General features: G+C 69.9%; 17 protein-coding genes and 2 pseudogenes. 10 read left to right on the top strand and 9 right to left on the bottom strand.

The features are described from left to right. Nucleotides 1–225: 225 nt before the first annotated feature. Nucleotides 226–984 carry a hypothetical protein gene (locus tag OHA11_RS33405; protein ID WP_266502727.1) on the bottom strand — a complete coding sequence of 253 codons (759 nt, stop codon included), beginning with the start codon at nt 982–984 and terminating at the stop codon, nt 226–228. A gap of 142 nt (nt 985–1,126) precedes the next feature. On the opposite strand from OHA11_RS33405, the gene OHA11_RS33400 reads away from it, so the two are divergent. Continuing rightward, nucleotides 1,127–1,648 carry a GNAT family N-acetyltransferase gene (locus tag OHA11_RS33400; RefSeq protein ID WP_266502725.1) on the top strand — a complete coding sequence of 174 codons (522 nt, stop codon included), beginning with the start codon at nt 1,127–1,129 and terminating at the stop codon, nt 1,646–1,648. 111 nt (nt 1,649–1,759) lie between these two features. Here OHA11_RS33400 and OHA11_RS33395 read toward each other — a convergent pair whose 3' ends face one another. Beyond that, nucleotides 1,760–3,769, bottom strand: a complete 2,010-nt coding sequence (locus OHA11_RS33395) for an MDR family MFS transporter (protein ID WP_266502724.1) — start codon at nt 3,767–3,769, stop codon at nt 1,760–1,762. Nucleotides 3,770–4,593: 824 nt separating this feature from the next. Between OHA11_RS33395 and OHA11_RS33390 the strand changes: the two genes are divergently transcribed. Further along, entirely contained in the window at nt 4,594–5,394 is an 801-nt protein-coding gene (locus OHA11_RS33390; RefSeq protein ID WP_266502722.1) for a peptidoglycan-binding protein, read from the top strand. Between the two features lie 366 nt (nt 5,395–5,760). On the opposite strand, the gene OHA11_RS33385 is transcribed toward OHA11_RS33390, so the two are convergent. Further along, nucleotides 5,761–6,423 carry an HAD-IA family hydrolase gene (locus tag OHA11_RS33385; protein ID WP_266507629.1) on the bottom strand — a complete coding sequence of 221 codons (663 nt, stop codon included), beginning with the start codon at nt 6,421–6,423 and terminating at the stop codon, nt 5,761–5,763. A 328-nt stretch (nt 6,424–6,751) separates the two neighbouring features. Between OHA11_RS33385 and OHA11_RS33380 the strand changes: the two genes are divergently transcribed. From OHA11_RS33380 to OHA11_RS33360, 5 genes are all read left to right on the top strand, one after another. Beyond that, nucleotides 6,752–7,396 (top strand): HNH endonuclease family protein, encoded by a 645-nt coding sequence (locus OHA11_RS33380; RefSeq protein ID WP_266502720.1) that lies wholly within the window; start codon nt 6,752–6,754, stop codon nt 7,394–7,396. A 227-nt stretch (nt 7,397–7,623) separates the two neighbouring features. Next, nucleotides 7,624–9,267 (top strand): alkaline phosphatase D family protein, encoded by a 1,644-nt coding sequence (locus OHA11_RS33375; RefSeq protein ID WP_266502718.1) that lies wholly within the window; start codon nt 7,624–7,626, stop codon nt 9,265–9,267. Between the two features lie 367 nt (nt 9,268–9,634). Further along, nucleotides 9,635–11,779, top strand: coding sequence for an FAD/NAD(P)-binding protein (locus OHA11_RS33370; protein WP_266502717.1), 2,145 nt, complete (start codon nt 9,635–9,637; stop codon nt 11,777–11,779). A gap of 85 nt (nt 11,780–11,864) precedes the next feature. Further along, entirely contained in the window at nt 11,865–12,314 is a 450-nt protein-coding gene (locus OHA11_RS33365) for a DoxX family protein (protein WP_266502715.1), read from the top strand. Between the two features lie 389 nt (nt 12,315–12,703). After that, nucleotides 12,704–13,468 carry a DedA family protein gene (locus OHA11_RS33360; RefSeq protein WP_266502713.1) on the top strand — a complete coding sequence of 255 codons (765 nt, stop codon included), beginning with the start codon at nt 12,704–12,706 and terminating at the stop codon, nt 13,466–13,468. A gap of 91 nt (nt 13,469–13,559) precedes the next feature. On the opposite strand, the gene OHA11_RS33355 is transcribed toward OHA11_RS33360, so the two are convergent. Both OHA11_RS33355 and OHA11_RS33350 read right to left on the bottom strand, forming a co-directional pair. Next, the gene (locus tag OHA11_RS33355) at nt 13,560–13,796 is read right to left on the bottom strand and encodes a DUF2277 domain-containing protein (protein WP_266502711.1); all 237 of its coding nucleotides are present in this window, start codon (nt 13,794–13,796) and stop codon (nt 13,560–13,562) included. Between the two features lie 119 nt (nt 13,797–13,915). Continuing rightward, nucleotides 13,916–14,476, bottom strand: a complete 561-nt coding sequence (locus OHA11_RS33350; RefSeq protein WP_266502709.1) for an NADPH-dependent FMN reductase — start codon at nt 14,474–14,476, stop codon at nt 13,916–13,918. A gap of 116 nt (nt 14,477–14,592) precedes the next feature. Here OHA11_RS33350 and OHA11_RS33345 point away from each other — a divergent pair, with 116 nt between their 5' ends. Together OHA11_RS33345 and OHA11_RS33340 are read left to right on the top strand one after the other, a co-directional pair. After that, on the top strand, nt 14,593–15,096 hold the full coding sequence (locus OHA11_RS33345; protein WP_266502707.1) for a MarR family winged helix-turn-helix transcriptional regulator: 504 nt from the start codon (nt 14,593–14,595) through the stop codon (nt 15,094–15,096). A 93-nt stretch (nt 15,097–15,189) separates the two neighbouring features. Next, nucleotides 15,190–16,227: an LLM class flavin-dependent oxidoreductase gene (locus tag OHA11_RS33340; protein ID WP_266502706.1), complete on the top strand. Its 1,038-nt coding sequence runs from the start codon at nt 15,190–15,192 to the stop codon at nt 16,225–16,227. Nucleotides 16,228–16,360: 133 nt separating this feature from the next. Here the strand turns inward: OHA11_RS33340 and OHA11_RS33335 are convergent, their stop codons facing one another. Together OHA11_RS33335 and OHA11_RS33330 are read right to left on the bottom strand one after the other, a co-directional pair. After that, nucleotides 16,361–16,723, bottom strand: coding sequence for a hypothetical protein (locus tag OHA11_RS33335; protein WP_266502704.1), 363 nt, complete (start codon nt 16,721–16,723; stop codon nt 16,361–16,363). A 93-nt stretch (nt 16,724–16,816) separates the two neighbouring features. Next, nucleotides 16,817–17,053 (bottom strand): annotated as a pseudogene (locus OHA11_RS33330) (TetR family transcriptional regulator); the annotation flags it as partial. A gap of 32 nt (nt 17,054–17,085) precedes the next feature. On the opposite strand from OHA11_RS33330, the pseudogene OHA11_RS33325 reads away from it, so the two are divergent. Beyond that, nucleotides 17,086–17,481 (top strand): annotated as a pseudogene (locus tag OHA11_RS33325) (FAD-dependent monooxygenase); the annotation flags it as partial. A 279-nt stretch (nt 17,482–17,760) separates the two neighbouring features. Here OHA11_RS33325 and OHA11_RS33320 read toward each other — a convergent pair. Both OHA11_RS33320 and OHA11_RS33315 read right to left on the bottom strand, forming a co-directional pair. After that, nucleotides 17,761–18,189, bottom strand: a complete 429-nt coding sequence (locus OHA11_RS33320; RefSeq protein WP_266502703.1) for a VOC family protein — start codon at nt 18,187–18,189, stop codon at nt 17,761–17,763. A gap of 176 nt (nt 18,190–18,365) precedes the next feature. Beyond that, entirely contained in the window at nt 18,366–19,262 is an 897-nt protein-coding gene (locus OHA11_RS33315) for an aminoglycoside phosphotransferase family protein (protein ID WP_266502701.1), read from the bottom strand. Nucleotides 19,263–19,345: the final 83 nt, after the last annotated feature.

The following is a 19,345-nucleotide window of genomic DNA, read 5'->3' as shown; positions in this document are numbered from 1 at the left end:
CAGGCCGGTCGGGGGTGTCGGCCCGGTCGGGGGTGTCGGCCCGGTCAGGCGCATCGTGCCGGTCGGGAGCCTCGGGCCGGTTGGGAGTCATCGGCCGTTCGGAAGTCGTCGACCGTTCGTCGCGCAACGCGTCCCGCCGTTCGTTGTGCGGGTCCGCCGGGGGCCCGGCCACCGTGCTGTCCGTGCTGTTCTTGTGGTTCTTGTTGTTCGTGTCCGGCATGGCTCTCAACTCCCCTTCACGTGGCGCCTGTTGAACGCCCACGGCGCGTGAATACGGCCGCGGGAGCTGTCGGTTCGGGTGGTCGCGGGCGCTGCGTCGGTCTTGCCCTGGGGCTCGGTCTTCTCCCGCTTCTCCCGGGGCAGCGCCTCTTCGTCCTTGTGGACCGGGGCCGTCAGGTCCTGGAAGAGCGCGCGGGCCTCGACCAGGGCCTCGCGCAGTTCCTCCGTACTGGCCGCCCGGCCCGCACCCGCACCCGAGCCCGCGTCGGTGCCGGTGCCGGTGCCGGTGCCCGTGCCTGCCGAGGGCGCGTGCGCGGCCCGGTGGACGCGCCGGTAGCCGTGGACGTGGTGCGCGTGGTGCACGGAGAGCGCGTCGAGTTGCTCGCCGGAACGGCCGCCGTCCGGGAAACCGCGGGCGCCCGCCACCTCGGCGATCAGCCGGTCCGCCTCGACGACGGCGTCGCGCGGCGAGTCGACGAACTGCTCCTGCACGGCGGCCCAGCGGACCACGTACCGCTCCCGCGCCCCGGGCTCCAACGGCTGCTCGCTCAGTGATCCGTGCCGCTTCACCCGCTCTTCGAGCTCACGCTCGGCGGCCTTGGAGTCGCCGTCGTGCCGGGCGACGACCCGGTCGTACTCGGGCCCGAAGCGGCGCTTCAGGCCGCGCCCGCCGCCCGCCCCGCGGGGTACCACGAGCCGAGCGGCCACGACGGCGACGAGGGCCACCGCGACCACGATCAGAAGGATGATCACGCCTGTGGACATGGAATGCCTTCCCGGGTTCTGGGCCCAGTGGGCCGTTTCCTTTGCCGAGTGGCCCGCACAGCGGCCCCCAAACTGCGTGCGAACCGCCGACCGGTGCTAATTGGCTTGCGAACGGCATACGGGACCTCGTGACAATGCCGCCATGAAGACACGTACGCCCCGTGCGCCGACGCCCTGGACCGTGGCCCCCGAGCCGTTCGACTCGGCGGCCGCAGCCGCCCTCTGGCGGGCGTACTACACGGAGGTCAGCGACCGCTGGTACCGGCTGCATCGCGGTCACGACACCGACCCCGCCGAGCTGGAACGCGAGATCGCCGCCGACACGGGAGCCGAATTCGCCCTGCCCGACGGGGTGTTGCTCGTAGCGCGCTACGACGGAGACGCGGCGGGCATGGCGGGCGTACGGCTCCGCGACGCGACGACGGGCGAGCTCAAGCGGGTCTTCGTACGCGGCGATCTGCGCGGCAGCGGCGGCGGTGCCGTCCTCCTCGGGGCGGCCGAGTCGGCGGCCCGGGACCTCGGGGCCGAGCGGCTGATCCTCGACACCCGGGGCGACCTGGTGGAGGCGCGGGCGCTGTACGCCCGGCACGGTTACGCGGAGACCGAGGCGTACAACGACGACGTGTACGCGGAGCACTGGTTCGCCAAGCGACTCACGGCCTGAGCGCCTGAGCCACCCTCGCGCCCCGCACGTCAACTGCCGGGCCGTACCCGGCCGCACCCGGCCGTGCCCGGCCGCACCCGGCCGCACCCGGCCGCACCGGGCTCACCGGGCTCACTTGGCGAGCCACACCCGGTCGGCCGGTTTGGACACGGTCCCGTCGTGGGGCCGTTCCGCGTCGGAGCCGCACATCTCGGCGTTCAGCTCCTTCACGAGCCCGACCAGGTCGGTGGGCCGGTCCGGGCCCCACCAGTCGCCCAGGAGCTCGGCGAGGGACTCCTCACGGGCCGTGGCCAGTTTCTCGGCGACCTCGCTGCCCTGGGCGGTGAGGACGAGGTCGAGGCCCTCCCGTACGGCGAGGCCCCGCTCCTCGACCTGACGGGCGGCCGCGATGACGACGTGCAGAGGCACCGTGCTGCGCTCGGCGAGGACGGCGGGCTCGGCCCAGCCGTACCGCCTGACCCGCAGCAGCAGCCAGCTCGCGGCGGGCAGCAGGTCGTACCCTGCGCGGTCGGTGATCTTCTCGTAGATCTCGCGCCGCCCCTCGCCGGTGCCGAGCACGGACAGCGCGCGGCACACCTCGTCGTACGAGGAGCGCTGGACGGGGTTGCTGGCGAGCGTCTGGGTGGCGTCGGGTGCCGTCACCGAGGCCCGCAGCCGGTCCTCGCGCAGGAACCAGGCGAGCACGAACCCGGCGAGGGCGACCGGAGCCGCGTACAGGAAGACGTCCGTGATGGACGTGGAGTACGCCGCGACGACGGGCGGGCGGAGTCCGAGCGGAAGGTCGGCGATGATCGTCGGGTCGGACTTCAGCGCGTCCACGCCGAGGCTCGGCGGGAGGTCCTGCCCGCGGAGCGCGGCGGTCAGTTCGCTGCCCAGCCGGCTCGCGAAGACCGTGCCGAAGATGGCGACACCGAACGAGGCCCCGATGGAGCGGAAGAACGTGGCGCCGGAGGTGGCGACGCCGAGATCCTCGTACGAGACGGCGTTCTGCACGATCAGCACGAGGACCTGCATGACCAGGCCGAGCCCCAGTCCGAAGACGAGGAGGTACGAGCTCATCTCGAACGCGGAAGTGTCCACATCGAGCTGGTGAAGGAGCAGCAGACCCAGCGCGGTGACGCCCGTGCCCGCGATGGGGAACACCTTCCAGCGGCCCGTACGGCTGACGATCTGCCCGGAGACGGTCGAGGACACGAGCAGTCCGGCCACCATCGGCAGCATGTGCACGCCCGACATGGTGGGCGAGATGCCGTGGACGACCTGGAGGAACGTCGGCAGGTACGTCATCGCGCCGAACATCGCGAAGCCGACGATGAAGCTGATCACGGCGGCGAGGGTGAAGGTGCGGATCCGGAAGAGTTTCAGGGGCAGTACGGGTTCGGCGGCCCGCCGTTCGACGCCGACGAACACCACGGCGAGTACGGCACCCAGCACCGCGAGGCCGATGATCTGCGGCGATCCCCAGGCCCAGGTGCTGCCGCCGAGCGAGGCGACGAGGACCAGACAGGTGGCGACGGCCGCGATCAGGAACGTACCGAGGTAGTCGATCGTGTGCTTCTTGGCGCGGACCGGGATGCGCAGGACGGTCGCGATGACGGCGAGCGCGACGATCCCGACGGGGAGGTTGATGTAGAAGACCCAGCGCCAGCTCAGGTGCTGGGTGAACAGACCGCCGAGCAACGGGCCGAGGACACTGCTGGCTCCGAAGACCGCGCCGAACAGGCCCTGGTACTTGCCCCGTTCGCGGGGCGACACGATGTCGCCGACGATCGCCATCGACAGCACGATGAGTCCGCCGCCGCCGAGGCCCTGGAGGGCGCGGAAGGCGATCAGCTGGGGCATGTTCTGCGCCATTCCGCACAACGCGGAGCCGACCAGGAAGATCACGATGGCGGTCTGGAACAGCCTCTTGCGTCCGTACTGGTCACCGAGCTTGCCCCAGAGCGGGGTGGCGGCCGTGGAGGCGAGCAGATACGCGGTGACGACCCACGACAGGTGATCCAGACCGCCCAGGTCGCTGACGATGGTCGGCAGGGCGGTCGACACGATCGTCTGGTCGAGCGCGGCGAGCAGCAGCCCGAGAAGCAGAGCCCCCATCGAGACGAGGACGCCACCCTTCATGTGCTCCTGACGCCCGGTGGCACCCCGCGAATGATCACGGGCGTAACGGTCTGCCTCAGGCGCGTCCGCGCCATCGGTACCGTCCGCACCGTCCGCACTTTCCGCACGGTCCGCACTTTCCGTACGGTCTGCGCTGTCCGTACGGTCGGTGCCGTCACTATCCCTGCCGTGCGCATCCTGGGTCATGAAGACCTCCCGGCCGCGAGGGTCCCGTTTCCTCCCCCATCCTGGCCGGTGTGACCGGTTATGGCCTGTTGAATCCGCTACGGATTCCGGGATTCCGGGGGTAACTGGGAGATTGCGTGAACGGGCTCTGCATAATCGCTGGAGTTCATACGGAGAGGGATCCACACGTGAGCGACCCGAACGGTCACATATGCCCGGAATGCGGTGCGCCCTGGGAGCTGGGCGGCTCCCCCACGTGCGACTGCGCCCGCCGAGCGGCGGACGCCCTACAGGAGACCCGCTCCGCGGATGCCGCAGCAGCGGAGGCCTTCGACCCCCTGCGGATACGCCCATACGTGGACCTGGACCCAACAACACCGGAAGAGGAACCTGAAGCGGGACGAGGACCGGGACCGGGAGAGGGGACGGCACCGGGGACGGATACAGGGCCGCGAGTAAGGCCCGGAACGGGGCTAGGAGCTGGGCTTGGAGCGGGACCAGGAGCGGGGAACCTCACAGGCCCCGGCACCCCGGACCCACTGGCCGACCAATTCGCGCCGCCCACCCCGCCCGCGCCGCCCACCCCGTTCACCCCTTTCGGCCACCCTGCGGACGGCGTCAACATCGGCACCGGCATCGGCACCGGCATCAGCACCGGCATGGACTCCTGGCAGGGCACGCCCCCCGAGCCGCCCACGAGCGCGGCCCACGCACCGCCGACCGACCCGGCGGTGACAACCGAGTTGCCCCGTATGGCAGGACTGCCCCGCACCGCCGACACGAGCCTCTTCGAGGCTCATCAGCTGGACCCCGTCGGCGGCTTCCCCAGGGATCCCGCCGAGGACTCCTCCGAGTACCCCGCGGAGAACACCAGCCGACGCCGCCGCTTCGCACTCGTCGGCGCGGGTGCCACCGCGGCCGTGGTCGCGGCGGCCGGTTTCGCGAGCGGGCTGTTCACGTACGAGACGCCGTCGCGGAACAGCGCGGCCCCGGACGACATACGCGCGAGCGTGCCGGACACGACCTTGGACGAGCCGTCGCCGTCGGACTCCGAGTCGCCCACGCGGTCGCCGTCGGCCACACCGACCGAGTCGAGCAGCCCGAGCGCGACCCCGTCACCGACGAAGTCGACGGTCTCACCCACCCCGCCCAGCTCGACGCCCACGACCCGCGCCCCGTCGACGAGCGCCCCCGCCACGACCCGCCCGCCCTCCACCCCACCGGCGAACATCACCCCCGCGCCCCTGAGCCGCGGCGACACGGGCCCCGAGGTCACGGAACTCCAACAGCGCCTCGTACAGGTGGGCCTCTACCCAGGCACCCCCGACGGCGACTACGACAACCGAACCGAAAACGCCGTCCGCAACTACCAACTCACCCGAAACATCACCACCAAGACCCCAGGCACCTACGACGACCAAACCCGCGACCGCCTGGAATCAGAAACGACAGAGCCGTAGAAGACCCCGCATTCCCTCGGACCACGGCGACCGCCGCGCCTCATGGGGACGCGGGAACGGAGCAACTCCTGGGGGTCGCGGGCAACAGCGCGACTCCTGGCGTCACGGGCAACGGCCCAGTCTTTTAGGGACGCGGGCAACCGCGCGACTCCTGGGATCACGGGCAACGGCCCAGTCTTTTAGGGGTGCGGGGAACTGCGCGACCAGCCCCCACCGGGCCGCACGCAACGCCAACCCCAGCCCCAGCCCCAGCCCCCTCAGGGGCGCGGGGAACGGCGCAATCTTTCAGGGGCGCGGGGAACTGCGCGACCAGCCCCCACCGGACCCGCACCCAACACACCCGCCCACTGGCTCACTCACTCAAGGTCACCCCACCCAAAGCCGAACCACCCCACCCCCCAAATCCTCAACCCCCACCTGCCGAAGGTCCCGCACCACAACATCCGGCCGATGAAACCCGGCCCGCCCCCCAACCCCCACAACCCGCATCCCCGCGGAGCGCCCCGCCGCGATCCCCGCCCCGGAGTCCTCGAACACCACACACTCCTCAGGCGCGACCCCCAACTCGGCCGCCCCCTTCAAAAACCCCTCGGGATCCGGCTTGCTCGCCCCCACCGACTCCGCGGTGACCCGAACCTCGGGCAACTCAAGCCCCGCCGCCCCCATCCGCGCCGCCGACAGCGCCACATCCGCGGACGTGACGAGCGCATGCGCCACCACCCCCCGCAGCGAGGCGAGAAACTCCGCGGCCCCCGGAACCGCGACGACCCCGTCCAGGTCGGCGGTCTCCTCCGCGAGCATCCGCGCGTTGTCGGCGTAGTTCTGCTCCATCGGCCGGCCCGGCAGCAACGCGGCCATCGACGCGTACCCCTGCCGCCCGTGCACGACCTTCATGACCTCGCCCCCGTCGAGCCCGTGCCGGTCGGCCCAGCGGCGCCACACGCGCTCGACGACGGCATCCGAGTTGACGAGGGTGCCGTCCATGTCCAGCAGCAGGGCACGGGCGGTCAGCGTGGTCGTTGCCGTCATCGGCATGCTCCAAGCGTGGAAGAGGGGCCCATCCGTGGGCCCCCGGGAACAAGGTGGCCCCGCCCGCCGGTCAGGGAGTGCGAGCGGGAGCCACTTTGTTTCTCCACGGTACAAAACAAAGCCCCGATCCCGCTACCGCCCCCGGGCACTGATTCCGAACCCGCCCGCCACGCCACCCCGCAAGCAAACCCGAAAGTCCCGCCCCAGCCCTTGTTGTGTCATGTCCATGTCACTAACTTCTCACCTGACGCACATCTCCCGGAAACCGGCCGCCGCGAGCATGTCACTCGCTCGCAGGTCAACTTCCCCCCTCCCCAAGGGAGTTCGCATGGCAAAGATCTACGCGCGTCGACGGCTCAGTCTAGTGGCCGCCTTCGCCGGTTTGATAGCCATGGCCGGGCTTTTCAACGGCCCGACCGCCTCCGCCGCGCTGCCCACCCCGGTCAGCGCCGCCACCGCCCGGACCTACCTCGCCTCGCTCACCGTGGCGACCGAGGACCGCACCGGCTACAGCCGCGACCTCTTCCCCCACTGGATCACCATCAGCGGCACGTGCAACACCCGTGAGACGGTCCTGAAGCGCGACGGCACGAACGTCGTCACCAGCTCCGCCTGTGCCGCCACCAGCGGCAGTTGGTACTCCGTCTACGACGGCGCGACCTGGACCGCCGCCTCCGACCTCGACATCGACCACCTCGTCCCGCTGGCCGAGGCCTGGGACTCCGGCGCCGACAGCTGGACCACCGCCCGGCGCCAGTCCTTCGCCAACGACCTGACCCGCCCGCAGCTCATCGCCGTCACGGACAACGTGAACCAGTCGAAGAGCGACCAGGACCCGGCCGAGTGGATGCCGTCCCGCACCGCCTACGCCTGCACCTACGTACGCGCCTGGGTCCAGGTGAAGTACTACTACGGCCTCTCCGTGGACACGGCGGAGAAGAGCAAGCTCAGCTCGGTCCTCAGCGGCTGCTGATCAACACCCGACCGCCGGCAAGAACCAGCAGCTGATCGACAACCGACCAGCAACTGATCGGCCACTGATCGGCCACTGATCGCCACCACTGATCGGCCACTGGCCCGCCACTGACCTGGCAGCCGATCGACTGCTGCTCGACGGCTGATCGACTGCACCATGCACGGAACCTCCCCGCTCACCTCCGTCGTTCCGTACCGTACGGGGCGACGGAGGAGAGTGATCACGTGGCGGAACTGCGCCTGGGTCCACTGCTGAGGTTTGTCGACGGCTCGTCCGCGACCGTCTGGGTCGAGGCGAGCCGCCCGTGCACCGCCGAGGTGCGCTGCCCGGACGGCGCGGGCGGCAAGACCCGTACGTTCCAGATCGCGGGCCATCACTACGCCCTGATCCCGGTCACCGGCCTGACACCGGGCACGAGGTCCCCGTACGAGGTGCTGCTCGACGGGACACAGGTCTGGCCGCTCACCGACTCCCGCTTCCCGCCCTCCGTCATCCACACCCCGGTGGACGACCACGAGACCGTACGGGTCGCCTTCGGCTCCTGCCGCTGGGCCACACCGGCCGCCGACGAGAAGGACCCCGGAGGCCCGGACGCCCTGGACACCCTCGCCGCCCGTATCGCCGCGAACCCGGACGGCGAACGCCCGGACGTCCTGCTGCTGTTGGGCGACCAGGTGTACGCGGACGAGGTCTCGAGCGCCACCCGCCACTGGCTGGAGGCCCGGCGCGGACTGCACGAACCGCCGGGCGCGGAGGTCGCGGACTACGAGGAGTACACGCACCTCTACTACGAATCGTGGCTCGACCCCGAGATCCGCTGGCTGCTCTCCACCGTGCCCAGCTGCATGATCTTCGACGACCACGACGTCATCGACGACTGGAACACCAGCGAGGCCTGGGTCGCCGACATGCGGGCCACGCCCTGGTGGCGCGAGCGGATCCTGAGCGGCCTGATGTCGTACTGGGTCCACCAGCACCTCGGCAACCTCCCGCCCGAGCGCCTCGCGGACGACCCCCTGTACGCGGAGGTCCGCGCCACGCCCGACGGCACGGACGCCCTCCGCGCGTTCGCCGCCCGGGCCGACACCGACCCGGCCTCGGTCCGCTGGAGCTACCGCCGCGACTTCGGCCGCGCACGTCTCCTGATGGTCGACACCCGCGCGGCCCGCGTCCTCGACGAGAAGAACCGCTCGATGCTCGGCCCGGCGGAGGAGGCATGGCTGCGCGAGCAGGTGCTGGAAGAGCCGGGTTCGTACGACCACCTCCTCATCGGCACCTCCCTGCCCTGGCTGCTCCCCAACCTCGTGCATGACGCGGAGGGGTGGAACGCCGCGCTGTGCCGGGGCGAACGGGGCGAGCGCTGGGCCCGGTTCGGGGAGGATCTGCGGCGGCGGGCCGACCTGGAGCACTGGGCGGCGTTCCCGTCGTCGTTCGACACGCTGGCGGAGCTGATCGCCGAGGCCGGGTCGGGACCGCAGGCGCCGGCGACGGTGTCCGTGCTGTCCGGGGACGTGCACCACGCGTACATCGCCGAACCGGTCTGGCGGGAGGGCGTGCCGGGACCCGACGCCCGGGTGTTCCAGCTGACCTGCTCCCCGGTCCACAACTCCATCCCGCTCTCGATAAGAATCGGCTTCCGCTTCGGCTGGAGCGGCGTCGGCCGCGCGATCGGCCGACGGTTCGCCCGGCACGGCAAATTGACGCGTCCACCGGTCGATTGGCGGAAAACCGGCGGGCCTTGGTTCGGCAACCAGCTCATGACGCTGACCCTGCGCGGCCGTTCGGCCCGGCTGCGACTCGACCAGGCGCGGGGGAAGCGGGGCGGCGGGGCCCGGCTGCGGACGATCGCCGAATCCGAACTCAGCTAGCACACGAACACGGAGGGTAACAACTCACCCACGCGCGAGCGTCCTTCACGCGCTCCGCGGCCGGGCCGGCGGTCACGGCGACCGGCCACGTCCCCAACTCCCCGATTGCATACGCTTATCGCGTACACCCATTGCGCATGTTGCGCGCGTTGCGCACGCACAGTCCCATTGCCGATGGTGTGCCCGCTTGGTTCCCGCTTAGTGCCTGCTTGGTGCCCATGATGCTCGTGACGCATCCCACAACCGGCACGGTTGATCGCCTCCAGGGCTCGGTTCCTGTGACGCACGACGGCATGATGATGCGGACCGTCCGGTTCCAGCGGGCGGTGTGCTCTGCCCAGCGCCCACCTGTCCGGGAGTCACCCCCTTGTCTGCAGCGACCGCGGAACCGGCAGAACCGAAACCGGCGAAACCGGATCCAGCGGATCCAGCGGGACCGGCGGAACCGGATCCAGCGGGACCGGCGGGACCGGCGGAACCGGCGAAGACCACGGAGTCCCGGCAGTCCCGGCAGTCCCGGCAGTCCCGGCAGTCCGGGAAGCCCGGGAAGCCCGCTCAGTCCGGGAAGCCCGGGAGAGGTCGCGCCGTCTCCGTCGCGCTCGTCGGCGCCGGACCCCGCGGCACCAGCGTCCTGGAACGCCTCTGCGCCTCCGCCCCCGAACTCCTCGCGCCCGGTACACATCTGACGGTCCATGTCGTCGACCCGTCGCCGCCCGGCCCCGGCCTGGTCTGGCGCACCGCCCAGCCGGCCGAGCTGCTGATGAACACCGTGGCCTCGCAGGTCACCCTCTTCACCGACGACAGCGTGGACTGCTCGGGCCCGATCCGCCCAGGCCCGAGCCTGCACACCTGGGCGGACGGCGGACTGGGGCCGGACGACTACCCGACCCGCGCCCAGTACGGGGAGTACCTGGAGTGGGTCTTCGGGGAGGTGGTGCGCGGGGCGCCGCCCGCACTGCGGGTCGAGACGCACCGGGCGCGCGCGACCCGCCTCGACGAGACGGCCGACGGCCACCAGACCCTCGTACTCGACAACGGCCGCGCCCTCTCCGGACTGTCCGCCGTGGTCCTGGCCCAGGGCCATCTGCCCACCGTGGCGGACCGGGCGCAGCAACGCCTGGCCGGGTACGCCGACCGCCACGGCCTGCGTCATGTCCCGCCCGCCAACCCGGCGGACCTCGACCTCTCCTCCGTCGCCCCCGGAGAGACCGTTCTCCTGCGCGGCCTGGGCCTCAACTTCTTCGACCACATGGCGCTGTTGACCACGGCTCGCGGAGGCCGCTTCCGGCGTACCGCGGCCGGTCTGCGCTACCTCCCCTCGGGCCGCGAGCCACACCTGCGGGCCGGCTCCCGCCGCGGTATCCCGTACCAGGCACGCGGCGACAACGCGAAGGGCCCGTACGGGCGTCACGTGCCCCTCGTCCTCACCCCGGAAGCCATCTCCCGCTTCCGCAAGCGCGCGGATTCGGGCGAGGCGCCGGACTTCCTCACGGAGATATGGCCGTTGGTGGCGAAGGAGGTCGAAACCGTCTACTACGAGGCGCTGTTGGGGCGCCCGGGCACCTCCCTCATACGCGGCTTCCATGAGGGCCTCTGCGAGGGCTTCCGTGAGCAGTTCCTCGCCGTGCCCCACCGGGATCCCCAAGAGGCGGCGATCCTGGACGAGTTCGGGATCGCGGAGGCCGACCGCTGGTCCTGGGACCGTATTTCACGACCGTACGGCGGTCGGGTCTTCACGGGTCCCGGCGACTTCCGGGCGTGGCTGCTGACCCATCTCCGCGAGGACGCCGCACAGGCCGCGCTCGGCAATGTCGACGGTCCCCTCAAGGCAGCCCTCGACGTACTGCGTGACCTGCGCAACGAGTTGCGGCAGATCGTCGACCACCGCGGGCTCGCGGGAGCCTCGCGCCGGGAGCACCTGGACCGCTGGTACACCCCGCTCAACGCGTTCCTGTCGATCGGCCCGCCCCGCCGCCGTATCGAGGAGATGGCCGCGCTGATGGAGGCGGGCGTCCTGGAGGTACTCGGCCCGCGAGTGGAGGTGCGGGCCGAGGGCGGGGCCTGGGTGGCGCACTCCCCCGACGTGCCCGGCTCGGCCGTGACGGCGACGACGCTCATCGAGGCCCGGCTGCCGGAGCCGGACCTCCGGCGGACGGCCGACGAACTCCTTGCCCGGCTGCTGAAGACGGGCCAGTGCCGTCCGCACACGGTGGACGGTTACGAAACGGGAGGGCTGGACGTAACACAGCGCCCCTATCGTCTGATCGACCGTCAAGGATGCGCGCATCCACGGCGGTTCGCGATCGGCGTGCCTACGGAGGGTGTGCACTGGGTGACCGCCGCCGGGGCCCGGCCCGGCGTGGACTCGGTCACGCTGTCGGACGCCGACGCGGTCGCGCGGGCCGTTCTGCGGACGGCCGCGGGCCGAACGGAACAGGGACGCGAGGCGGATTCGGAGCACGCAGCGGAACCAAAGACGTGGCTAAAACTTGAACTTGCAAGCATTGAATAGCCAGACCTAACGTGGAGCACTCACTCGGTTCAGTCCCCAGACCGGTCCTTCCCCGGACCGGATTCAGACCGAAGGAGCCCCCCACATGACCGGACGCCTCAACAGCGCCCAGCCGTACGCCATCGGCCTGTTCCGCATGGTCATAGGCCTGCTCTTCGCCTGCCACGGCGCCGTTTCACTTCTCGGTGTCCTCGGCGGCCTGGACAGCAAGGGCGCCACCGTCGACACCGGCGCCTGGCCCAACTGGTACGCCGCCGTCATCGAACTCGTCGGCGGCACTATGGTCCTGCTCGGCCTCGGCACCCGCATAGCGGCGTTCATCGCGTCGGGCGCGATGGCGTACGCGTACTTCAAGGTCCACCAGCCCGAGCACCTGTGGCCGATCAGGAACAACGGCGAGGGCGCGGCCATGTACTCCTGGTCGATGCTCCTGCTGGTCTTCACCGGCTCGGGCGCGTTCGGCCTCGACCGGTTCTTCACGGGCCGCTCGACCTCGTCGACCGCGACACGCTCCTCGGAGCCCGTCACAACCTGACCGCCGAACACTGCCACGTGCCACGTGCCACCTGCCACGTGCCACGTGCCACGTGCCACCTGCCATGTGCTACGTGCCGCGTGTACTCGTACGCGGTATCACGTGTCATGCGTACAAGGCACTCGCACAAGGCACGCGTACGAAGCACGCGTACGAGACCGGCGCCCGCCCCTGCCGCACTGGGGGCGGGCGCCGCCGTCCAGATCCAACGGCCGGAGTGGCAGCCGGGTGAACATGGCGTGGCGAACGTACGTGCCCCCTATGGATCTCCTGTCGGACCCGAGGCGTACGCTGTATGGCTGTCACAGGCCGCTCCTGCCGCTCCCCCGCGACATCGCGGCATTTACCGGCACGGTTCGCGCTCACGGGGGAGACACAGGGGAGTTCGGGTGCTTGAGAGTGTGGGGTCGCTGTCCGGCAGCCCGTGGATCTACAGCCAGTGGATCTATGCCGTGGTGACTCTGTCGGTTCTGTTCGACGTCTTTCTGCCGGTGCTGCCGAGCGGCGTCCTGGTCATCACGGCGGCGACGGCGGCCGCGGCCGGTACCGGCGCCGCGGCTGTGCATGTGCCGGACATCCCGACCGCGCACGTGCCGGATCTCCTCGCGCTGACCCTCTGCGCCGCGACCGCCTCGGTCCTCGGCGACCTGGTTGCGTACCGGCTGGCCTGGCGCGGCGGGGAGCGCCTGGACCGCGCCATCGCCCGCTCCCGCCGCCTGAGGGGTGCGCAGGAACGTCTCGGCGCGGCGCTCGCACGCGGCGGCGGCGCCCTGGTCGTCCTGGCACGCTTCGCGCCCGCCGGCCGCTCGGTCGTCTCACTCGGCGCGGGCGCCGCGCACCGCCGCGTCCGCGAATTCCTGCCGTGGTCGATCCTCGCGGGGCTCGCCTGGGCCGCGTACAGCGTGGCCCTCGGCTATTTCGGCGGCCAGTGGCTGGGCGCGACCTGGCTCGCCACCGGCGTTTCACTGGTGGCGCTGTTCGGCGCGGGCGCGGGGGCGGCGTACCTGATGCGACGACCGTCGCCGGTGGCCGTAGCGGTAACGGCGTCCGTAGCGGTACCGGTACCGGTACCGGTATCCGTGCCCGTTTCCGCGCCCGCATCCGTCCCCATTCCCGTCCCCGCGCCCATGCCTGAGGCGGGCCCGGGGGCCTGAGGCGAGGCCGGACGCGGGGCATCGGACAGGCGCCTTCGGACGCGCGTCTGCGGACAGGCACCTTCGGACAGGTGCCTTCAGGCGGGCCCGGTCAGCCGGCCTGGCGGCTGGTGGCCGTCTGGCCTCGTATCTCCAGGCCGTCGAGGAGCTCGGCCGTCGCCGCCGCGATCGCGTCGACCGCGTGGTCGAAGACCTCGCGGTTGTGCGCGGCCGGGGCTCGGAAGCCGGAAACCTTGCGGACGTACTGGAGCGCGGCGGCGCGGATGTCCTCCTCCGTGGCCTCTTCGGGAAGGACGGGCGGTCGGAGTGTCTTGATGCTGCGGCACATGAGTCCAGTGTCGCGCGCGGCACTGACATCGCGCCCGGGAGGTGAAGCCGTCGACGTCAAACGGGCCGGACCATTCTTCGGCGCTTCTTTGCTCTCGCTCTCAGGCGACTCTTTGGCGATCAAGCGGCCCGCAGCGGCGCCAGTGCCTGGCTCCAGGCCACGACCTGGTCGAGCGTGGTACCCAGCGACTCCCGCTGGAACTCGCTGGGCTTGAACACACTGAAGTTCTCGAAGTCAGTGAACAACGACAGGGCGACCTGGGCCCGCACATCGGCCATCTGCAGCTCGCCGGCTATCAACCGCAGGTGCTCCACGGCGCGCGTACCACCGGCCGCGCCATAACTGACGAACCCGACGGCCTTGTTGTTCCACTCGGCATAGAGGAAGTCGATGGCGTTCTTCAGTGCGCCGGAGGTGGAGTGGTTGTACTCCGGCGTCACGATCACGAAGCCGTCGAACGAGGCGATCTTGCGCGCCCAGCTCAGGGTGTGCGGCTGCGTGTACTGACCCATCGACGGCGGGAGCGCCTCGTCGAGGTGCGGGAGCTTGTAGTCGAGCAGGTCGACCAGCTCGAACTCCGCGTCGGTGCGCTGCCCGGCGACCTCGTGCACCCAGCGGGCGACGGCTTCACCGTTGCGTCCCGGACGAGTACTGCCGAGGATGATCCCGATCTTGGTCATGGCTGCTCCTCTGTTTCCCTGTTCCTCTTTGCGCCGTCGCGGATCCATCCGCGACGTGCTTGCCGCGTCAAGTAAATCGCCGAGTACTTGCTTCGTCAAGCAAGTACTATGACGGTATGCCGAACACCGAACAGCCCCCGCGCGACGCTCCGAGCCCCACGAGCCCTCAGGGCCGTCCAAGCCCTCTGAGCCCTCTGAGCCCGCACGAGGAGGCGCTGTTGCGTGAACTCGGCAGGGTGATGACCGTTTTGCCCCGGGTGTTCGACGCCGACATGATGCGTGAGAAGCGCATGCCGCTCTCCGAGTACATGACGCTCATGCATCTGTCCGAGGCCCCGGACCGGCGGATGCGCATGAGCGAGCTCGCCGCCGCCGCCAACCTCTCGCTGAGCGGGATGACCCGCATCGTCACCCGCCTGGAGAACCAGGGCCTGACCGAACGCACCAGGTGCGACGAGGACGCCCGCGGGCTGAACGCCGTCCTCACCGACGCCGGCCTCGCCCGCCTGGAGGAGGCATGGCCCGCCCACCTGGCCAGCGCCCGGCGCCACGTCTTCGACCATCTCGAAGGCACCGACCTGACCCAGCTCATCCACGCACTGAGGCGCATCGCGACCTGAGCCCCCGGCACAGACCCCGGCCCCCGGAGCCCAGCCCCCAGCCCTCAGCCCTCAGCCCCGACCGGTACATGCCCCCGACCCGAGGAGTACGACATGACCACAGACATCACGCTCGGGCTCGACACCTTCGGCGACGTGACGAACGACGCCGAGGGCACACCGCTGACGCACGGCGAGACCATCCGCGGACTGGTCGAGGAGGGCGTCCTCGCCGACCAGGTCGGCCTGGACCACTTCGCGATCGGCGAGCACCACACCGACACGATGCCGCTCTCCGCCGCCGACGTGGTACTCGCGGCCATCGCGGCCCGCACCTCGCGCATCCGTCTGGGTTCCGCGGTGACGGTGATCAGTTCCGACGACCCCGTCCGGGTCTTCCAGCGGTACGCCACGCTCGACGGCGTGTCCGGTGGCCGCGCCGAGGTGATCCTCGGCAGGGGATCGAGCACCGAGTCCTTCCCGATCTTCGGCTACGACCTGAACGACTACGAGGAACTGTTCGAGGAGAAGCTCGGCCTGTTCGCCGAGTTGCTGCGGGAGAAGCCCGTCACCTGGTCAGGCAACACCCGCGCGTCGCTCGACGGTCTCTCCGTCTACCCGCACAGCGAGTCGGGAGCGATCCCGACCTGGGTCGGCGTCGGCGGCAGCCCCCAGTCGGTCGTCCGGACCGCGAGGTACGGCTTCTCGCTGATGCTCGCGATCATCGGGGGCGACACGGCCCGCTTCGCACCGTTCTCCCGGTTGTTCCAGCAGGCGCTGGAGAAGTTCGGACAGCCTCGGCGCCCCGTGGGTGTACACGCGCCCGGCCATGTCGCCGCCACCGACGAGCAGGCGGTGGAGGAGTTTCTGCCCGCGTTCGAGGCGGTGATCCGAAGCGTGTCCAAGCAGCGTGGTTTCCGTACGCCCACCCGCGAGAGCCTTATGCGCGATGTGGGCCCGGGCGGCGCGCTGCACGTGGGATCACCCGAAACCGTGGCCCGCAAGATCACCGCGACGCTCAAGGAACTGGACGCGACCCGCTTCGACCTCAAGTACGCGATGACCGGCATGCCGCACAGCGCGCTCCTCACGAACATCGAGCTGTACGGCACGAAGGTGGCACCCCTGGTCCGCGAGATGACGGGCGGCTGACGCGAGTACGGAGTACGAGGAGTTGGACGGCGGACCCCGGCACGGGACGACCGCGCCAGGGCCCGCCGACAAGCTCAGTACGGCGTGGGAAAAATCAGCGCCGTCTCGTCCACTGCCGCGTCCAGTGCCACACTCAGCGGCGCGTGGGGAACAACTGGAGCTTGGCCTTGCCGCCGGAGACCGACCTCACCCACACCTTCAGGTTGTTGAACTGGACAGTGCCGCCCGGGCTGGTGCTGCCGGTGAGGGCCCCGTCGGCGGCCGACATCCTCACGGTTCGGGAGCTGATGCTCGTGATCTTCAACTTCCCGAACCCGAACGTGCGGCTGTTGACCTTGATGGTCTTGGGCGCCGACACGGTGGTCCTGCACCGCCCGTCGTAGCAGGGCCCGTTGGCGGCAGACGCCACCGGTGCCATCAGGCCGAAGCCGAGTGCGCCCGCCACGGTCAGCGTCACGGCGGTGCTCGCGGCTCGCCGACGCATACCTGTACTCATCAGTTGGACCTCCTGTTTCCGAGGGGATTCCGGCTCGGCATTTCTAACCCGCCGCTCCAGGGACCCCTCCCGAAAGGAGCCTTCGGTTGCGCGCTACTTGGCGCCAGAAGGTCGGGTCCAGCCGTTGGCGAGGATGTCAAAGACTTCTTCGACGGCGGCTCGGCGGTCCTTCCGCCCTTGAGCAAGGACGGGGACCTCAAGGACGAATCGAGCAAGTGCGGCACAGGCGAGGTTGTCGTGGTCCACGCCGAACTCGTCGGCGATGGCTGCACTGAGGGTGTCGGTGTGCCGGGCCCACATGCGTTCCTCGTGGTGCCGTCGGCGAAGTGCAGCTGCCGCGCCCCCTGGGCAGGCCCGCTGGCACCGACGGAATCCGTGCCCTGCTCCAGGAGGGCTACGCCCACTGGTCGCCCCGCATGCGGCAGATGATCACCGACAACGACGGGCCTTACGTCGACCGCCCGATTCTCGCCCTTCCCGTCCCGCACACCTGGGAGCACAACCCGACGGTGACCCTGCTCGGCGACGCCGCCCACCTCATGCCGCCACTGGGCGCCGGAGCCAACCTCGCCATGCTCGACGCCGGCGACCTCGCCCTCGCTCTCGCGAACGCCGCCACCGTCGATGACGCCATCCACGCCTACGAAAAGACCATGCTCCCCCGCTCGATCGAGATGGCCCAAGCCCTCGAAGGCGGCGCCGCGCACCTGCTGGCCGCCGAAGCGCCCGACTTCCACGACGACGCCGCCCAGCACTGAAGCCCACAGCCGCGGCAGGCCGGACGGCCGCGCCACCCACGAGCCGGGGTCGTCCGCCACAAGCCGGGGTCGTCCGCCACAAGTCGGAGCCGTCCGCCACAAGTCGGGGCCATCCGCGGGCAGCCGCATCCCGAGCAGGTGCGGTGAGACGTCATCCGTCCCGTCCGGGGCCGCCTTCCTGCCGCGCCAGGGGGCTGGTGGCCCGGGGACGGTTCTTCGTCTCGGCCCATGGGGACAGCTCGGCCCGTGGGGACAGAACGAGGACAGGTCCACGGCCCCTCAGTCGATACAGAACTCGTTGCCCTCGATGTCCTGCATCGGGATGCACGAATCATTGCCGTCATACAGCGTTCGCACGTGTACCGCGCCGAGTGGGACCAGTCGTGCGCATTCGGCCTCAAGTGCGGCGAGGCGCTCTTCACCCACGAGTCCCGTGCCAACCCGCACATCGAGATGCAGCCGGTTCTTGGCGGCCTTCCCTTCGGGGACGCGCTGGAAGTACAGTCGCGGGCCAACACCTGAGGGATCACTGCAGGCGAACCATGAATCCCGCTGCTCAGGTGGCTGCGAGCGCTTGAAATCGTCCCAAGTGGCAAACCCCTCCGGTGGCGGCGGTACGACGTACCCCAACACCTCGCACCAGAAACGAGCGAGGCGCTCAGGTTCCGCGCAGTCGAAGGTGACTTGGAACTTCTTGATCGACGTCATCGGTCCACCATATTGAGGCGTGCTGTTCATTGAGATCCCGGGTTTCATAGCCGTGCGGGTCGAGGTCTCGCGTGACATGAGTCGTGACATGAGTAGCGCCAAAGGACCAGATCGCCTGAGACAGGGGCCAATTCGCATGAGACGGGACACCTATACCGCCTATAACCGGGGCTACATCACCCCATCGACTCCAGAATGCGGTCGAGTGTCCGGCGCCCCATTCCGCTCATCGCCGGATTGCTCTCGACGTAGTACCAGACAACACCCATCGCCTGTTCGAACGCCCATGCCTTGCCGCGCTCCCACTCCAGATCGTCACAGTCCAGTGTCCGCCGGAGCACTTCCCGCGGACCTGGCTGCAAAAGGTGCCAGGCACTGACCAGATCCAGCGCGGGGTCGGCCGGGCCGAAGCCGCCGGTGTCGAGTACGCCTCTGAGCCGGTCTCCCGCGACCAGCACATTGCCGGGGATCAAGTCACGATGGCTCATCACGTCGGCACCCGTGCGTGGCAACTCTCGAAGGTGGCTCCACACCTGGCGCAGCCGGGGCACGTCGAGCAGCCCCTTGCTCTCCTCGAAGCACTTCGCCATCCAATCGTCGTGGTGAGCGAGAACGCCGCCACGACCGTCGCCACTGAAGAGCCGCCCCCGCGTCTCGACCTCCCGGAGGGCAGCGATGAAGGCCGCAAGGTCCTCGGCAAAAGCGTCCGACCCACTCGGGTCGGCATCCGAGGCGACCGTTCCCGGCAGCCATGTCTGGACCGACCACGGCATGGGGTAACCCGCTCCAGGCTTTCCCAAGGCGACGGGTTCCGGGGCGGGAAACCGAGACACCTGCGCCAGCTCCGCGCTCGCCTGTGCTTCCTCTTTCAGAAACGCCAGCGCTTCGGCGGCATCGGCCAGACGCAGTGGGAAACGCGCCGAGAGGTCGTTCCCGATGCGGAAGATGGCGTTGACCGTCCCGGTCGACGGCAGGAGTCGGATCGCGGTGCCGCTCCACTGAGGGAACTGTTCCTGGATCAAAGTCGCAACCGTTTCGGTGGTCACGTCCACTTGGTCATCGTGCATGGTCATCTCTCGCACGCTCTTCCACTAGTCCATTTCGAAACGCCGGAAGCAGACCAGATCACTTGAGACGGGGCAGCCGCCAGACAACC

The organism is Streptomyces sp. NBC_00878 (assembly GCF_026341515.1).
GTDB lineage: Bacteria > Actinomycetota > Actinomycetes > Streptomycetales > Streptomycetaceae > Streptomyces.
The sequence above is the reverse complement of the archived record's forward strand: the minus strand, read 5'-3'. Positions and strand labels throughout refer to the sequence as shown.

What these genes read in the sequence shown, in the direction of transcription:
- OHA11_RS33405 (WP_266502727.1), bottom strand. Translation starts at nt 984, where the DNA reads ATGTCCACAGGCGTGATCATCCTTCTGATCGTGGTCGCGGTGGCCCTC.
- OHA11_RS33400 (WP_266502725.1), top strand. Translation starts at nt 1,127, where the DNA reads ATGAAGACACGTACGCCCCGTGCGCCGACGCCCTGGACCGTGGCCCCC.
- OHA11_RS33395 (WP_266502724.1), bottom strand. Translation starts at nt 3,769, where the DNA reads ATGAAGGGTGGCGTCCTCGTCTCGATGGGGGCTCTGCTTCTCGGGCTG.
- OHA11_RS33390 (WP_266502722.1), top strand. Translation starts at nt 4,594, where the DNA reads ATGGACTCCTGGCAGGGCACGCCCCCCGAGCCGCCCACGAGCGCGGCC.
- OHA11_RS33385 (WP_266507629.1), bottom strand. Translation starts at nt 6,423, where the DNA reads ATGACGGCAACGACCACGCTGACCGCCCGTGCCCTGCTGCTGGACATG.
- OHA11_RS33380 (WP_266502720.1), top strand. Translation starts at nt 6,752, where the DNA reads ATGGCAAAGATCTACGCGCGTCGACGGCTCAGTCTAGTGGCCGCCTTC.
- OHA11_RS33365 (WP_266502715.1), top strand. Translation starts at nt 11,865, where the DNA reads ATGACCGGACGCCTCAACAGCGCCCAGCCGTACGCCATCGGCCTGTTC.
- OHA11_RS33355 (WP_266502711.1), bottom strand. Translation starts at nt 13,796, where the DNA reads ATGTGCCGCAGCATCAAGACACTCCGACCGCCCGTCCTTCCCGAAGAG.
- OHA11_RS33350 (WP_266502709.1), bottom strand. Translation starts at nt 14,476, where the DNA reads ATGACCAAGATCGGGATCATCCTCGGCAGTACTCGTCCGGGACGCAAC.
- OHA11_RS33345 (WP_266502707.1), top strand. Translation starts at nt 14,593, where the DNA reads ATGCCGAACACCGAACAGCCCCCGCGCGACGCTCCGAGCCCCACGAGC.
- OHA11_RS33340 (WP_266502706.1), top strand. Translation starts at nt 15,190, where the DNA reads ATGACCACAGACATCACGCTCGGGCTCGACACCTTCGGCGACGTGACG.
- OHA11_RS33335 (WP_266502704.1), bottom strand. Translation starts at nt 16,723, where the DNA reads ATGAGTACAGGTATGCGTCGGCGAGCCGCGAGCACCGCCGTGACGCTG.
- OHA11_RS33320 (WP_266502703.1), bottom strand. Translation starts at nt 18,189, where the DNA reads ATGACGTCGATCAAGAAGTTCCAAGTCACCTTCGACTGCGCGGAACCT.
- OHA11_RS33315 (WP_266502701.1), bottom strand. Translation starts at nt 19,262, where the DNA reads ATGACCATGCACGATGACCAAGTGGACGTGACCACCGAAACGGTTGCG.